Genomic DNA, 15,857 nt, shown 5'->3' with positions numbered 1-15,857 from the left:
GCCTTCGCTTAGTGCTCCATATTGTGACCGCTGTGGTCTTCTTCCATGTTGTCGTCGCCAGCCATTCCGGCTTCTTCAGCCATGTCCATATCGTGTCCATCATGCATACCTTCCATGCCACCCATGTCGTGCATGGTCATGCCGGCGTTGAGGTGGTCCATAGTGATATCTGCGAAGGCAAAGACTTCTCCGCCGTGCTCTGAGGCAAAGTCAGCCGCTTCGGTCTCGGTGGCGAAGGAGGCCAGGGTCGGGCCCATGGCGCCGGTGCGTTCGGAGCCGACGACGTAGAAGGCTTCACGGGCGTCGATCAGTTGGGTGTCGTCCGGGTGTTCCCAGTCGGTCTGGGCCATGTTGTGGACGTACAGGGTGTGATCGCGGTTTTCGTTTTCCGGCTGCAGGAACCAGGCGAACATGTCTTTGGTGGAGCAGAACTTGCGGGTGTGCTGTTCGCGATCGGTGAAGGCCTGGCCTTTGGGGCCCGGGAAGTTGGTGATGACCATGCCGCATACGTGGCATTCGTCGCCGGATTCGAAGTGGACGGGGTCGGGCTTGGCGACGACTTCCTGTTCACCGCCGGAGCAGCCAGCGAGGATGACGGCAGCCAGTGCGGCGAGGAGCCATTTGCTGAAGTGGGTTGTCATGGGTCAATGCTCTCCGGTAAGGGTCAGATTCTTCGGTTTTTGAACAGTAACAAGGCGCCGCCCAGGGGAACGGCACACCACACCAGCAGGCCGAGCCATAGGCCGCCGGCGCCGATGGGCAGGTCGGAGCCCAGGCTGAGGACACCACTCAACTGGCTGCTGTCGCCGAAGGCGACGATGTTGAGCAACCGGTAGATGTCGGTGGGGTTGAGCATCAGCAGCCAGGGCAGTAACTCGGGGTTGAGTTTACCTTCGCTGGCCACCAGGACGCCCAGCAGCATCAGGTCAAAGATCAGGACAAAGAAGAACCAGATCGCCAGGGCCATGCCGGCGGCGACGGGCTTTTCGCTGACCCGCACGCTGACCAGGTACGCCAGGGCGATAAAGCCCCAGCCCAGCAGGATGGTAGAGCCGATGAAGCGCCCCATGGCCACGGCCAGGGCGCCGATGCCGACGTCTTCTACCAGGACGGCAATGGCAATGCCCGCAACGCCAAAGCCGATCAGGGTGGCGAGGGCCAGGGTCAGGCCATGGCCCATGAATTTGCCCAGCAGCAGCTGGCTTTTGCTCAGCGGGTAGGTCATCAGCAGCAACAGGGTGCCGCCTTCTTCTTCACCGACGATGGCATCGTAGGCCAGCAGCAGGGCGATCAGGGGAATCAGGAAGATACCCAGGCTGGCCAGGCTGGCGATGGTGGCGGGGGTGGAGGCATAGCCTACCTGCCCGGAAGCGGCCGCGCCGAACCAGGCAATACCCAGTGCCAGGGTGGCGAAGACCACAGAGATTGCTACCAGCCAGCGGTTACGCAGGCTGTCGCTCAGTTCTTTTCGGGCGATGGTCCAGATTGCGTTCATTGGCTGCCTCCACGATGTGCCAGGCCGCCGGAGCCGATGAAGTGCACGTAGATGTCTTCAAGGCTGGGCTGGTGAATGCCCAGGTCGGCTACTTCGCCGGAGTTCATCAGGGTCTGGATCAGGGGCATTTTTTCCAGGGGTCTCACGTCTACCTGCAGTCGTCCGTTATCGGTTTTCATCATCAGGCCGGTGCTCTCCCCTGCCTGTTCGATTACTTTTTCAAGCGCCGCCAGGCTGTTGCTGGGCAACAGGCTCAGGGTAACCGGCATGTTGGCTTGCTGTCTCAGGGATGGCAGGTCGCCGGCGGCTTTCAGGGCGCCTTCGGTCAGAATGGCGGCGCGGTCGATGTAGGGTTCAACACCCGGCAGTACGTGGGAGCACAGTACGATGCCTGTGCCTTCGTCGCGCAGATCACGCAACAACCGGTACAGGTCTGCGGTGGCCACCGGGTCGAGGCCGACTGTGGGTTCGTCCAGCATCAGCAGTTTGGGCTTGCCGAGCAGGGCCTGGGCCAGGCCCAGGCGCTGGCGCATGCCTTTGGAATAGGTTTTGGTGCGGGCGTCCATGGCGTCACCAAGGCCCACCTGTTTCAGCAGTTCCGGCACCTGGCGCAGGGGTGCGCCTTTCAGGCGGGCGAAGTGGCTGAGAATTTCCCGGCCGGTCAGCTGCGGGTAGAACATCACGTTCTCCGGCAGGTAGCCGATATGCTGGGTCACGTTCGGGTCGCCAGCCTCGCCATCGAGGACTGACACCTTGCCTTCGGTAGGCTTCATCAATCCCAGGATCAGTTTGATCGAGGTGGTCTTGCCAGCCCCGTTGTGGCCGAACAGGCCGAGGATTTCTCCCGGTTCCAGCCGCAGGTCAACACCGTGCAGCACCGTCGCCTTGTCGTAACAGTGGCTGACGTTCTCAAGTCGAAAACAGTTCATCGGATCTCCGATTCCAGGTACTCGGGAATTCGCATCAGCGGATGGGGGTCACTCACACCGGCAGATTTCACTACCGGGAAGGCATCCTGCACCCAGCGCAGGGTGTCGACCGCAGGGCTGAACATCAGCACCTTGGCTTCCGGGTATTTCCACAGCAGCCGGTCCACGTTGTCGTTGGGCTCATAGGGGACATCGCCCAGGCCGTCCTGGTTGCGGTCCCAGCCCAGGTAGTCACTCCAGAAATTGCCTTTGCCTTCTTTGGCCCAGGACTGGGTGCGGGTGGCCACATACTTGACCTGGCGCTCGTTGTTCACGAAGGCGTTGTCGAAAACTTCGTTGTCTTCCGAGCCGGCGGTCAGGTGAATGCCGATGTTGCTGTCGGCAAACAGGTTGCCTTCGAAGGTGTTATACAGGGAGTTATAGATAAACACGGCCTTGCCTTCGCCCCCGGTAATCATCACGTCACCGGTCTGCCCTTCAGACACGCCCTTCACCACGTTGCCCCGCAAGGTGGAGTTGGTGATGAAGTTCATCAGGATTCCGTAGTTCTGGTCGTCTTCCGAGCGGTTGTTGATAACGGTCAGGCGCTTGCTCTGCATCAGGGCATAGCCGGTGCGGGTGCCTCGGGTAAGGTTGCCTTCCAGCAGGTTGTTCATGGAATACATGTAGTGGATGCCATACCGCAGATCCGTCATCACATTGTTGAGGATCTTGTTGTTATTGGCGGTTTCGATGTAGATGGCATCACGGGTCTGGCTGATGTCGTTGTCTTCAATCAGCGCCCCGGTGGTATTGAACAGGTGGATACCGTTGCCCCGGTCCTGGGACCGCAGGCTGATATCACCCCGAATACGGTTGTTGCGCACCGTCACATCCGGTGTCGCATCCAGCCAGATGCCGAAGGCCGGCCCCTGCAGCTGGTTGTTCTCGATGGTGGATCCCCTGGCTTCCCGGGCGACAAAAATGCCCGCGTCCAGTTCGTTCAGGTCCATGCCCCAGTTGCGCACCGTGCAGCCGGATAAAGTGACTTCCTCGGCCAGGATATGCACAGCGTTGCCCTTGCCCCCGCCATCAATCACAGTGTCTGGCGCGCAGGACACAGTAACACCCGGCACCCTGACAGCCAGTGGCGAAAGTGTTTCGGGAGGAAGTTCGATGGCCGAACCCGGTTCCAGGTTATCAAGCTGCTGTTGCAGGTTCGCATGAGCGGCAAGCGATAAGAGAGCGACTGACAGGGCCACCCCATAACGCAGAATCTGGTACATCAAATGTTCTCGGAAAAAGGTGAAGGCAGGAGCCCCGAAACCGGGACTCCTTGCCAGGAGCAGTGATCAGGCCTTTTCGACCAGCATACGACCGCCCATTTCCATGTGCAGCGCATGGCAGAACCAGTTGCAGTAGTACCAGTACACACCGGGCTTGCCGGCCGTAAAGGTAACAGACGACGTCTGCTGCGGGCTGATTTCCATGCTAACACCGTGGTTTACCATACAGAAGCCGTGGGTTACGTCTTCGATGGTATCCAGGTTGGTTACGGTAACCGTCACTTCGTCACCTTCTTTCACCTTGAACTCGGTCATACCGAACTGCGGCGCTACAGAGGTCATGTAAACACGAACCTTGTTGCCGTCGCGGATAACCTTGTTGTCGGCTTCCAGGGTGATGCCGTCTTTCTTGGCACGCTCCACAGTCGGGGCGAAGAAGGCATCGTCACGTTCCCAGATCTTCTTGGTCTTGATCTGGTCACGACGCACCAGGATGCAGTCGTGCGGCTCGGCAAAGGTCGGGCCGTCGTGTACCAGCTTCATTTCCTCACCGGAAATGTCGATCAGCTGGTCGTTCTCCGGGTGCAGCGGGCCAACCGGCAGGAAGCGGTCCTTGGAGAACTTGGACAGTACCACCAGCCACTTGCCGTCGGCATCGCGGGACTCGGTCAGAGACGCGTGGTTGTGGCCCGGCTGGTAGTGAACATCCAGCTTCTGGCGGATGTAGTTCACCTCTTCGCCATTGTAGTGCTTGATGGCATCGGCAATGTTCCACTTACATACCTGGCTGTCGATAAACAGCGTGGTATAGGCGTTGCCACGACCGTCAAAGGTGGTGTGCAGGGGCCCGAGGCCGAGCTCGGGTTCTGCCACAATAGTATCCCGCAGCTCGATCTTGTCATCGAACAGGTCGTCCAGCTTGTCGATCTGGATGACCGAGGCGGTCGGAGACAACTTGCCGTTGGCGATGAAGTACTTGCCATCCGGAGAGGTGTTCAGACCGTGCGGGTTCTTCGGTACCGGGATGTAACGGGTAACGTCGGACTTGCCGCGGCCGTCTACAACCGGAACCTTGGAGTTACCGATGGTCTTGAAGTTACCGGCCTTGATGGCGGCTTCAATGCGCTCGACGTTGAACACAACCACCCAGTCGCGGTCGTTACGCATGGTGCCGGCCAGGTCGTTGGCTTTCTCGGAGTTGTAGCAGGTAGAGGCTGCGTACTTACCGGTGTAGTCGGCATCGGTATTATCCAGGTTGCCGTCTACGATTACCTGCCAGGCTACTTCCATGGTGTCCGCGTCGATCGCGTTGAACATGGTGTAGCTGTTTTCCAGGCTGTATTCGCTGCCGTCGTTCGGCTGCGGAATGACAAACTCGGCGTTGCAGAAGACATACTTGGTGCGCGGCACTTTCTGCAGACGCAGGCCGTGAATGGCCTGGACGTTCGGAATGTGGGTAATCTTGTCCGTCTTCATGATGTCCAGACGGATACGGGCTACACGGGTGTTGGCCTTGTCGTTGATGAACAGGTACTTGCCATCATAACGGCCATCTTCCATGGAGATGTGCGGGTGGTGGCAGTCGCCGTTCAGGTACTGCTGGTCGCCGCCGAGAATTTCTTTACTCTCGTTGGTGATACCCCAGCCAGTCGCCGGGTCCACGTTGAATACCGGAATCCGCATCAGTTCGCGCATGGACGGCACGCCCAGAACACGTACTTCACCCTGGTGGCCACCACTCCAGAAACCGTAGTATTCGTCCAGTTCGCCAGGCTCGACGTGAATCTTGTTCTTGGCTTCCTTGGCGGCAGCCGCGAACGATTCACGGGTCATGATGGATGAACCAAGACCGGTTGCGCCGGCTACGCCTGCGATTGCGGCTGCACCCATGAAGCGACGACGGCTCAGGCCACCTTCCGGTGCCTCCGGCGTGTCCTTGGTCAGATCATCTCTTTTTTTCATAGCATCCAACTCCGTTATTGGTTATGGCGGTTATTGCTTCTCATGGCTTTCCGGGGCCTTATGTTTGGCTCCTCGGGACTACTCAGCTCACCTGTACCACCGGGATTTCTTCCGGGCGGCCGGGTGCGTTCTGACCACGGCGCTTGCCACGGCGCTTAACAATCAGTGGCGGGCACTTGTGGTCATCGAAATAGGTCATCTGGCAATCCAGGCAGTAGTGGCATTCCATGTAGTTGATGGTGCCATCCGGGTGGATCGCCTGTACTTCACACTCGTGGTCACACAGCCGGCAAGGGTTACCGCACTCCTTGCGGCGCTTGAGCCAGTCGAACACACGCAGCTTGGTGGGCAGCGCCAGCGCGGCACCCAGCGGGCACAGATAGCGGCAGTACACCTTGCGGGTGAAGATATTCACCACCAGCAGCAGCACGGCGTAGGTCACAAACGGCCAGCTGCGGTCGAAATGCAGGGTGATAGCGGTTTTGAACGGCTCCACCTCGGCCATCTGCTCAGCGGTGGCCATGGACTCCAGGGACACACCGAACAGCACCAGCAGGATGATGTACTTGATCGCCCACAGCCGCTCATGCCAGACAAAAGGCACGGTGTACTGGGGCACTTTCAGTTTGCGGGCAATTTCGTTGATCAGCTCCTGCAGGGCGCCGAACGGGCACAGCCAGCCGCAGTACACCGCACGGCCCCAGAGCAGCACGATGCCGGCAACCACAGACCAGAGGATGAACAGCATCGGGTCGATCAGGAAGGTTTCCCAGGTAAAGCCGCTGATCAAACTGTTCACGAAGGTCAGCACGTTCACGATAGACAACTGCCCCAGCGCGTACCAACCGATGAAGAACAGGGTGTAAACCAGGAAGCCGTGACGGATCCAGCGCATCATCTTCGGCTTCTGTACCAGCCAGTCCTGGAAGAACAGGATGAACAGCAGCACCAGAATACCGGCACCCAGCACCATCAGCTGGAACTCTTTTTGGTACCACACCTGCACCCACAGAGGTTGTTCTTCCAGCCATTCCTCTTCGGTCAGAAGCGGCTCGGCACGGGTGTAATACTGGTCCGGCAGCTGGTATTCCAGCGGGAATACCGCGAATTCGCTGTCCAGCGGGCCGGTCTGGCGCTTGACCGTCAGCTCCAGGGACCAGGGAGTACCCGGGTCAAACTTGTACTGCTGCCGGGCAATAAAAATGGCCATCTCGGAAAAGTCAGGCATGCCCTCGGCATAGACATCGCTGAGACGGTAAAAGTCGAGATCCCGGAAGTTGAAGGTGTCACCAAACTGGCGAATCTGCACCCGGTCAAAGATACCGCCACGAACGTAGCCGGAACCTTTGAAGGAGTACTCACCGTTGGCCATCACCGCGATGGCATGCTCACCCTCTTCCAGCTCGGACATCAGCCACTGGTACTCGCTCTCGCCCAGCAGGTTGCGGCCGATGGTGGGGGCATTCAGGTAGGTGACGTACAGGTCGATCAGCGCGTCGTCCCGCTCATCCGGAGCGGCAGCTTCCACGCCTTCAGCGGGGCCGCCGATAAAGGCGTCGTCCACGGTACCGCGGGTCAGCAGCAGGCGGCGAACGGAGCCGTCACCGGTCAATTCGTCCCAGGTCTTGTCCTGGAACGATTCGGTGTCTACTTCCGCCACCGGCGGGCGCTTGCTGCCTGCATTCACTTCGATCAGGCCCAGTTCGCCACCTACGCGGTGGGCGGTGCGCATGATCACTTCATTGATCACCATCACGGTCACCGTGGCACCGGACAGGCCATCTACCGCCACACGGCGCTCGGATGACTTGCCACCTACCGTTACCCTCTGGTCTGCTTTCAGCCCGGCGTACTGGTCGGTGAAGTCATGCATTTTTTGCTCGGGAATACCGATCAGCAGGATCGGTTCGTCGTGGTGGATAACCTTGGAGCCTTTGATCACCCCTTCGGTATCCAGCACCACCATGGCGTTCAGGGGCTTGCCGGAATAGGCCGGAGTCTGGACAAAATCGATGGTCTGATAGGCATAGCCCACCAGCTCTTCCCCGGCATAAAGTTCCTGGACGGCCCGGTTACCCTCAACCGGGCTGAAATCAGTCACCTCGGGAATGGCTCTCTCGATCACCTGGCGCCCGGCCAGGGGGTCGTATTCAGAGAGGGGTTGAGCAGAAACGGCGCTGGCCAGAAACAACAGCAAAAAAGACAAAGCAATCCGGGTGACAGCAATCACAAAGAATTCCCCAAACATGTTTGAATGACTACAAGGGTGGACGAGATTCCTGGTAAATCAAATACCTCTATGGGTATAGAGGCCCGAAGGCCTCAACCGGAATCAGAGACTGAGATCCATCAACCGCTGGGGGTCGGCGATGAACAGGTGGCTGCGATTAACCCTCACCAGCCCGCTGGATTTCAGGTCGGCCAGAATCCGCGAGAAGGTTTCCGGCTGCATGGCAAGGCGGGAGGCTACCAGGCACTTGGGCAACGGCAATTCCACTTCTCCACCACTGCGAGCTCCCTCCGGCAGCAGATCGATGAGATAGCGCACCAGGCGGTCACGGGCGCTCTGTACCGTCATGATTTCCAGGTCATGGAACCGGGTTACCGCACGCTGGGCATAGTGGCGCAGCGCAGCCTGTGCGTATTCCGGGTGCTGAGTGAGCAAATCCTGGTAGGCCTTCACCGGGATCATCAGCACTTCGCTGGATTTCAGCGCTTCGGCATAGCAAGCGTACTTGGGCGGGTCTGCATAGATCATCACCTCGGCAAAGCAGTCACCGGGCGCAAGGCTGTCCAGGGTGCGATCGATGCCGGAGGAGTCCAGGCGGTACAGCCGCAGCCGGCCGGAGATGACAAAGAAAAAATGGTGAGCCGGCATATCCTGGCGATACAGCAGCTGGTGATGGCCCAGGCGAAGCCGGCGGGACTGCTGGATCAGCCCGTCGAGATCTTCGTCTCGCAGAGTGCGGAACAAGGTGTGGTTACGGAGCGCATCAAGGCCGTCCTGTTCGCTCAGGGTCTGGTTTACGGCTACCAGTACGGGCTTGGAGTATCGGTTGTCTGCAACTTGCATCATGGCCATCGGTGTATCCCCTGTGCATTTTCATGCATACAAAATCATTGTTTTAATAGTAGAGGGTAGACACGCCGAATTCCCTCCCCCGATGGGGGTATCCGGGCAATTACCGCCTGACATTTGATCTAACTCAAATATTGATAAACACGATGGCGGGCGCCTACCGCAAACATCAGCAGGCAAAGCCCTAAAAGACCGAACAACAGCATGAAAACCGCCGTGCGGATGCCCAGCCACTGGTTGATGGCACCAAAGGCCACAGGCAGCAGGAAGGCCACGGAGCAAGCGCTCACCAGTAACAGGCCGGCAAACAGCGACGCTTCGGCCCGGTTGGCCAGTATGACCTCCCGCTGCAAACTGCCCATGGCGCAGCCCAGGGCCACCCCCAGCAGGATTACCAGCCCCCGCTCCAGGATGACCGGCAACGCGAAGTTGACCACAATATCCCCTTCCACGCCGCGGATGTGCAGGGTCATGGGCGGGTAGGACAACACAAACAGGGCGACCAGGCTGGCAATCAGCGCCAGGGCGGTCACCGGGGTGCTGCCCAGCCGGTCTGACAGTGCACCGCCGGCAATCTGGGCCAGCGCGCCGGGAATAACGAACCACTGGGCCATGCGGGCACCTGCCCCCAGCTGCAAGCCGAACTGGGCAGAGAGAAAATCCGGCAACCAGAGGGCAAGGGCAAAAAAGCTGCCGGCCACCACGCCGAAATACAGGCACAGCGGGAGCGAGCGCCCGTTACGCAACAGCTCGGATACTGGCCGGCCCGTGGAACGAGCACCCTCCCCGGCGCCGTACTGGCGTGCGTCCGTGAGTAGTAGCACCAACGCAATCACCAGCAGCAGCACGGTCAGGTAGGCAAGGGGCACCCCCTGCCAGGAGTATGCTTCGTGGAACAGCGGAACCAGGTAATAGTTGAAGGCCGCACCGGTAACCCCGGCGCCAAAAATTCCGAGAACCAGCCCCAGCCTTTGCCGGCAATGGCTGGTCACATAATGCAGGCCGGCACTGTAAAAACCGCCCGCCAACCCAAGGCCCGCGGCCACAATCAGGTGTGCGGGGTAACTGTTGGCCACCAGCAGAAGCGCCATACACAATGCCAGGCCGGTAAGGCAAAACAGCATGACCGCCCGGGCACCGAAACGCCTGGCACACAGGCCCGCCGGAATGGCCAGCAGGGCGCTGACCGCCATCGGCGCCGCCAGCAGCACTCCGAACTGGACACTGGACAGCGCCAGCTGGGCCTTCACATGCACGCCCGCCACCGCAAACAGCGTCCAGCAGCCGGCAGCCACTACGAAGCCTGCCAGTGCCAACGGCAATACCACCGCCAGCGAGGCCAGTTCTTCGTCGTCCTGTTCCGGAAGCGCGTGCATTTATTCACCCTGCAAAAAAACCAATCCTCAGTCTCGGCTTTTACGTAGCGCAAGGTCAAAAGCTATGATGGGTTACCAACTATCGGGGTAATTGACTATCCTCAAAGAGGTATCCCGAGTAGCGGCTTTCAGCCATAATCCGCCCGAAGCTGCCTTTTATATGACCATTATCCGGAACACCTGCTACGAATGACTTCCAGAAGCCCGCTGGTAAACCGACTGGCCGTTGCGATCGGCGCTATTGTCCTGACCGCTATTGTCAGCATGGCCACTACCCTCGGCATTTCCAGCAGCATCGAGGGCAATGCGACCGCCATCAACCAGGCCGGCGCCCTGCGTATGGCAGCATTCCAGCTTGCAGCCCGCTCCGCCACTACAGACCTGACCAACGGCGATGCCAGTATCGAAGCCCAGACAGCCAGTTACCAGAACCGGCTGGAAACCTCCGCCATTGTGCGCTCCATACCACGCAGCACCGACCACCCGCTGGCTCTGCAGTACCAGAAGGTCAAGCAGTTGTGGCTGACCCGGCTGAAGCCGGAAATCGAGCAGCATGAGGCCGGCACACCGCTGACCCCCGCTATCGTGGCGTCCATCGAGCAGTACACCAGCGAAGTCGACCTGCTGGTTTCCATGCTGGAGCAACGCACGGAAGCCCGTATCGACCTGCTGCTGCTGATCCAGATCATCAGCATGATTTTTTCCATCCTGATTGTGATGGCACTGTTCCTGGACCTGAAAAACCGGGTACTCCGCCCGCTGCGCAAACTGATCCACATTGCCACTGCCGTAGGTGTGCAGGACTTCTCCCACAAGGCCAACCTGAAAGGCGACGACGAACTGGCCCGGCTGGGCCAGGCCTTTGACCAGATGACCAGCGAACTGGCCCTGACCTACTACGAACTTGAAAGCCGGGTACAGCGGAAAACCGAAGAACTGGAAATCAGCCACTCCGCCCTCCAGGCCATGCACGTTGCCAGCCGCGGCCTGTTCGCCAACCACGACCTGTGCAGCGGTGCCATTCCAATCCTGCAGGAGCTGGAGCGGCTTCTGGGCATCGGCCCTATCCGCCTGTACCTGCATGAAAAAGGCTCACCAGAACCCATCGAGGCGGTAACCACCGCCACCAGCAAGCGCCCGTTCTACTGCCGGGACCACCACTGCAACGCGTGCCTGGTCACACCCTAGGTGTACGACGGCCTGCCACTGGAAGGCAACGACGGCCGTCGCCTGTTGCTGCCTATCCGCACTCCGGGCCAATTGCTGGGTACACTGGAAGTCTGGTACCCCGCAGACAAGGGCCTGCCGGACATGTCCCGCCGACTGCTGGAAACCATGACCGACCAGCTGGCCACGGCCATATTCCTGGAACGCCAGATTACCGAAGAGCAGCAACAAACCCTGGCTGAGGAGCGCACCGTCATCGCCCGGGAACTGCACGACTCCCTGGCCCAGTCCCTGTCCTACCTGAAAATGCAGGTAACACGGCTGCGCCGGCTCAATATCAGTGGTGACCAGGAAAAACTGCACAGCGAGATCCTGGACGAACTCAGCACCGGCCTGAACAGTGCCTACCGCCAGTTGCGGGAACTGCTGGCCACCTTCCGCCTGAAACTGGATACACCGGATCTGGCCAGTGCCCTGAGCATAACCATCGATGAGTTCTCTGAACGGCTGGGCCGGCCGGTGGCACTGGAGTACAACCTGCCGCCCCAGACCCTGTCGCCCAACGAAGAGATCCACACCCTGCAGATTATCCGGGAAGGCCTGGCCAATGCCGTCAAGCATGCCGATGCCACCGACATTGCTGTAGAGGTCGCATTTGAATCTCCCAGAGTCTGTGCCCGTATCAGGGATAACGGCAAAGGCCTGCCCGGAGGCGGACAACCCGTGAACCACTACGGCATGGTGATCATGCAGGACCGGGCCAGGACTCTGGGCGGAACCGTAGAAGTGAAAAACCGGGAGGAAGGCGGCGTGGAAGTTGAGTTAACATTCGTTCCCAAAAGCCGGAACCTGATTGCCGTGCAGTCATCAACCGCCTGAACCGACAAATGCCTTAAACGAGAAAGAATATGTCTGAAACACCCGCAAGTATCCTGCTGATAGACGATCATCCCTTGCTGCGCCAGGGCATCAAGCAATTGATCAGCATGGAACAGGATATGGAAGTTGTCGGCGAAGCCAGCAACGCCGCCGACGGCATCCGGATGGCGACCGAGACAGAGCCCGACCTGATCCTGATGGACCTGAACATGCCGGAGATGGACGGCATTGAAGCCCTGAAAAGGCTCAGGGCCCAGAACATCAGCTCCCGCATTATCATGTTCACCGTTTCAGACCAGGAAGACGACGTGGTTGCCGCCCTGCGCGCCGGCGCTGATGGCTATCTGCTCAAGGACATGGAACCGGACGACATGATCGCCCAGCTGCACCAGGCAGCCGTTGGCAAAATGGTGATCAGCGACCGGCTGACCACCCTGCTGGCCGAAGCCCTGCGCTCCAACAAGCCGCAACAGGCCTCGCGCCCGGATTTCGACAGCCTGACCCCACGCGAAAAGGACATCCTGAAACTGATCGCCGAAGGCCTGTCCAACAAGATGATCGGCCGCAAACTCGACATCAGCGACGGCACAGTGAAAGTCCACGTAAAACACCTGCTCAAGAAACTGAGCCTGCGCTCCCGGGTAGAGGTTGCCGTGTGGGCTGTGGAAGAAGGCCTGCACAAGGGCTGAGTTATATCAAATCACCCCCGGTTTTTTTGCTTTACTCTGGGCGGGTTTCTGACCGCCCGGAGTAAACCATGGCCTTTTCACTACCCCCCATTACTGCCCTGCACAGCCCCTTGATGGATCAATCCCTGGCAGTGCTGAAAGAGTTCCTGCCCTCGCCGGCACCGGCTCTGGGCACCATTGAACGGTCAATCCCCATGCCTTTCAAACAGCTGGTCGCGGAAGCTCCGCTTAACCGGCTATTTGCCGAGGCCATGGCCGAGGGGGAATTTGATGACTTCGAGGGCCGGCGAATCCGGCTGGAAGTAAACGGCGGCCACCCCGGGATAACCTTCGGTTTCTGGGCCGGGCGTTTGCGCATTGTCGACGGCCCGGGCGAAGCCACCATTCGTGGCTCCCTGGCCGCGTTCAAAACCCTCGCCGAGCGCAAGCAGGACCCGGACCAGCTGTTTTTCCAGCGCCGCCTGGTGATTGAAGGCGACACCGAACTGGGGCTGGCCCTGAAAAACCTGCTGGACAGCCTGGAATGGGATTTCAGCCCACGGAAACTGCTCTTCACCAAGTCCTGAACAAAGCTCAGGCGTGGCTAAGCGCCCGCAGCTCGTCCAGCGACAAAAGGTCTGACCGGGACAACTGATCAAGCGCCGTTTTGCCCATCAGCGAAAGTGTCAGCTCGGTTTCATAACGGATATTGGCCAGCAAGCTTTCAACAGCCGCCTGACCACCGGCGGCCAGGGCATAGCCCCAGGGGCGCCCCATCAGGCATCCATTAGCCCCCAGGCACAGAGCCCGAACCAGGTCCTGCCCGGTCTGGACACCACCATCCACCAGCACCCGACATTCCCCGGCCACTGCACCCACCATGGCCGGTAACGCGCTCAGCGAAGCCGGCGCGCCGTCCAGCTGACGACCACCATGATTTGATACCACAATGGCGTCGGCCCCGACTGCCACCGCCGAGCGGGCGTCCTCCGGCTCCATCACGCCTTTGATCACCAGCTTGCCCGGCCAGTTTTCCCGCACCCAGTCCAGGTCTTTCCAGGTAACGGAAGGATCAAACTGGCTTTCAACCCAGGCCTTGAAGTCCTCAGGCTTCCGCCCGGAAGGCACCACACTGGCCAGGTTTCCGAAGGTCAGCGGCTTGCCGCCAAGAGCAACACGGGACAGCCAGCGCGGATGGCCAAACAGGTCCGCTGCCTTGCGCAGCTTGCCAACGGCAGACAGGCCTCCGTTCATACCGTTACGGACATCCCGGTATCTCAGCCCCAAGCGGGCCAGGTCGACGGTAAACACCAGCACCCGATAACCGGCCTGCCAGGCCCGGCGCAGCAGGTCTGCGGAGAAGTTTCGGTCCTTCAGGACATAAAGCTGGAACCAGCGGTCTGTCTCCGGCGCAGCCTCGGCCACTTCCTCAACAGAACAGATAGACACCGTACTCAGGCAGAAAGGTATTCCTGACTGGCCCGCGGCCCGGGCAGCCTGGGTTTCGCCCCGGGTCGCCAGCATACCGGCCAGCCCCATGGGCGCCAGGCCCAGCGGCAATGACACCGGCTGTCCCAGTAATGTGGAGGAGGTATCCACCACCGAAACATCCTGCATGACCCGCTGCCGGAAATGCCATTGGCCAAAGGCCTCACGGTTTGCGCGCTGGGTGGATTCAGAAAAGGCGCCGCCATCCAGGTAATCGAACAGCATGCGGGGTAAACGGCGCCTTGCAAGCAGCCGGTAATCATCAACGGAGGCCGGAGCCAGCATGGAAAACTCCTGTTTTTATTGTGTTTGCTACGGAATTCTCTATAACCGCGTTCGCGAGCGCAAGCCTGCCGAAACAACCAGTCAGTTAACCGGCTTTTCCTCCTTCAACCCCATTTTCTTGAGGATCATCATAGCCGGGCACCACTTGGTGAACGATGACTGAATCAGGTTCAAGGCAATAAAGCCGGTGAACAGCAGCCAGTAAGGGCTTACGTAGTGGGCAAGCAGGATGGAAATCAGGGTGAACACGCCTGCCATCAGGCGGAGTCCTTCGTTGATTGTCATGGCAAACCTCCAGAAGCTGAATATTCAGCCTAGTCTAACCAGACCGGGCCCGTGAAGACTGCGACAAATTGCCGCCAGCCCCTCAGGCACCCACCAGGTCCATCCCCGGCTTGCCATACCAATACCCGTTGCAGGGTGGTGCCTCTACCAGCTGCAGCGGGTCGGCGGCCGGCACTTGCCCCCGGCGGACCTGATCAAAACGTTTGACCACCTCGTCCATGCCCTGATGTTCCGGACTCAGGCGCACGGTGCTCACCCCCATGCGCTCCATATCCGGTAGCTCCCGCATCAGGTCATAGCGGGAACCGGATAGCGTGGAGATGCCGTTAATGCGAAACAACTCCTGGCTTTCCCGGGAGCGCAGTTCCATGCCATCCGGATGCTCCAGGCAACGGAACTCGCAGTTGTCCTTGGGCAGGTTGTAATGGCGGGCGGTAAAGCAGCGGGACGACCAGGCCAGCGGCAGGAAGCCCCAGGAGAACACTTCGGCAGGCAAGTCCAGCCCTTCAGCCTTCAGCTCGCTGATTAACTGCTCCAGGGTTTCCTTTCCCAATTCCACCGGCAAGTTCCAGCCCTGCAAGCCCTGCCTGGCCAGGATTTTCAGGGTAGCCACGTTGTAGATGTTCATGGACGGGCCGGTGATGAACGGAATCTTGTTGCGGACAGCCACCTGCAGGGCACTCTGGTCGTTCGCTTCCACCAGGAATTCATCCTGTTCACAAAACCGGCGCAGACGGCGCAGGTCCGCTTCCGATTCGATCAGTGTAAGGGTGGAGAGCACAACATTCTTGCCACAGGCTTTCAAATCCCGGGCCAGGTCCAGCCAGTCATCAGGTTTCAGTTCCCGGCGGCGGGAGCACACTACTTCGCCAAGGTAGATGGTATCCACCGGCCACTCGGCCGCCTTGGCGTAGAAATCAAACACGCTTTGCTTGGACCAGAACCAGAGAATCGGGCCCAGGGATAGCTTCATCATGAT

Annotated in this window: 13 protein-coding genes and 1 pseudogene; 3 read left to right on the top strand and 11 right to left on the bottom strand. The window is 59.5% G+C overall.

The genetic code is table 11. The features are described 5' to 3' along the window. Positions 1-8 precede the first annotated feature (8 nt). The 8 genes from Q668_RS01785 to Q668_RS01750 form a co-directional block, all read right to left on the bottom strand. Complete coding sequence (locus Q668_RS01785; protein WP_022987873.1) at positions 9-641, bottom strand: nitrous oxide reductase accessory protein NosL; 633 nt, start codon at positions 639-641, stop codon at positions 9-11. Between the two features lie 23 nt (positions 642-664). Then, on the bottom strand, positions 665-1,495 hold the full coding sequence (locus Q668_RS01780; RefSeq protein WP_022987872.1) for an ABC transporter permease: 831 nt from the start codon (positions 1,493-1,495) through the stop codon (positions 665-667). Beyond that, complete coding sequence (locus Q668_RS01775) at positions 1,492-2,424, bottom strand: ABC transporter ATP-binding protein (RefSeq protein WP_022987871.1); 933 nt, start codon at positions 2,422-2,424, stop codon at positions 1,492-1,494. The genes Q668_RS01780 and Q668_RS01775 overlap by 4 nt, the downstream gene beginning before the upstream one ends. Beyond that, positions 2,421-3,689 (bottom strand): nitrous oxide reductase family maturation protein NosD, encoded by a 1,269-nt coding sequence (locus tag Q668_RS01770; RefSeq protein WP_022987870.1) that lies wholly within the window; start codon positions 3,687-3,689, stop codon positions 2,421-2,423. The genes Q668_RS01775 and Q668_RS01770 overlap by 4 nt, the downstream gene beginning before the upstream one ends. A gap of 66 nt (positions 3,690-3,755) precedes the next feature. Next, the gene (gene nosZ / locus Q668_RS01765) at positions 3,756-5,651 is read right to left on the bottom strand and encodes a TAT-dependent nitrous-oxide reductase (RefSeq protein ID WP_022987869.1); all 1,896 of its coding nucleotides are present in this window, start codon (positions 5,649-5,651) and stop codon (positions 3,756-3,758) included. 82 nt (positions 5,652-5,733) lie between these two features. Then, entirely contained in the window at positions 5,734-7,899 is a 2,166-nt protein-coding gene (gene nosR, locus Q668_RS01760) for a transcriptional regulator NosR (RefSeq protein WP_022987868.1), read from the bottom strand. An 84-nt stretch (positions 7,900-7,983) separates the two neighbouring features. Then, positions 7,984-8,733: a Crp/Fnr family transcriptional regulator gene (locus Q668_RS01755; protein WP_022987867.1), complete on the bottom strand. Its 750-nt coding sequence runs from the start codon at positions 8,731-8,733 to the stop codon at positions 7,984-7,986. Between the two features lie 119 nt (positions 8,734-8,852). Further along, a complete protein-coding gene (locus Q668_RS01750; protein ID WP_022987866.1) occupies positions 8,853-10,106 on the bottom strand; it encodes an MFS transporter in 1,254 nt (417 codons plus the stop codon). A gap of 189 nt (positions 10,107-10,295) precedes the next feature. Here Q668_RS01750 and Q668_RS17725 point away from each other — a divergent pair. From Q668_RS17725 to ubiT, 3 genes and pseudogenes are all read left to right on the top strand, one after another. Next, positions 10,296-12,152 (top strand): annotated as a pseudogene (locus tag Q668_RS17725) (histidine kinase). 29 nt (positions 12,153-12,181) lie between these two features. After that, on the top strand, positions 12,182-12,841 hold the full coding sequence (gene narL / locus Q668_RS01740; protein ID WP_022987863.1) for a two-component system response regulator NarL: 660 nt from the start codon (positions 12,182-12,184) through the stop codon (positions 12,839-12,841). A 68-nt stretch (positions 12,842-12,909) separates the two neighbouring features. Further along, on the top strand, positions 12,910-13,407 hold the full coding sequence (gene ubiT / locus Q668_RS01735) for a ubiquinone anaerobic biosynthesis accessory factor UbiT (protein ID WP_022987862.1): 498 nt from the start codon (positions 12,910-12,912) through the stop codon (positions 13,405-13,407). 7 nt (positions 13,408-13,414) lie between these two features. On the opposite strand, the gene Q668_RS01730 is transcribed toward ubiT, so the two are convergent. From Q668_RS01730 to Q668_RS01720, 3 genes are all read right to left on the bottom strand, one after another. Then, positions 13,415-14,593, bottom strand: a complete 1,179-nt coding sequence (locus Q668_RS01730) for an alpha-hydroxy acid oxidase (RefSeq protein ID WP_022987861.1) — start codon at positions 14,591-14,593, stop codon at positions 13,415-13,417. A gap of 81 nt (positions 14,594-14,674) precedes the next feature. Continuing rightward, the gene (locus tag Q668_RS01725; protein WP_022987860.1) at positions 14,675-14,878 is read right to left on the bottom strand and encodes a DUF2892 domain-containing protein; all 204 of its coding nucleotides are present in this window, start codon (positions 14,876-14,878) and stop codon (positions 14,675-14,677) included. A gap of 82 nt (positions 14,879-14,960) precedes the next feature. After that, a complete protein-coding gene (locus Q668_RS01720; protein ID WP_022987859.1) occupies positions 14,961-15,854 on the bottom strand; it encodes a U32 family peptidase in 894 nt (297 codons plus the stop codon). Positions 15,855-15,857: the final 3 nt, after the last annotated feature.

Source organism: Marinobacter sp. ES-1 (assembly GCF_000475255.1).
GTDB classification, from domain to species: Bacteria; Pseudomonadota; Gammaproteobacteria; order Pseudomonadales; family Oleiphilaceae; genus Marinobacter; species Marinobacter vinifirmus.
The sequence above is the reverse complement of the archived record's forward strand: the minus strand, read 5'-3'. Positions and strand labels throughout refer to the sequence as shown.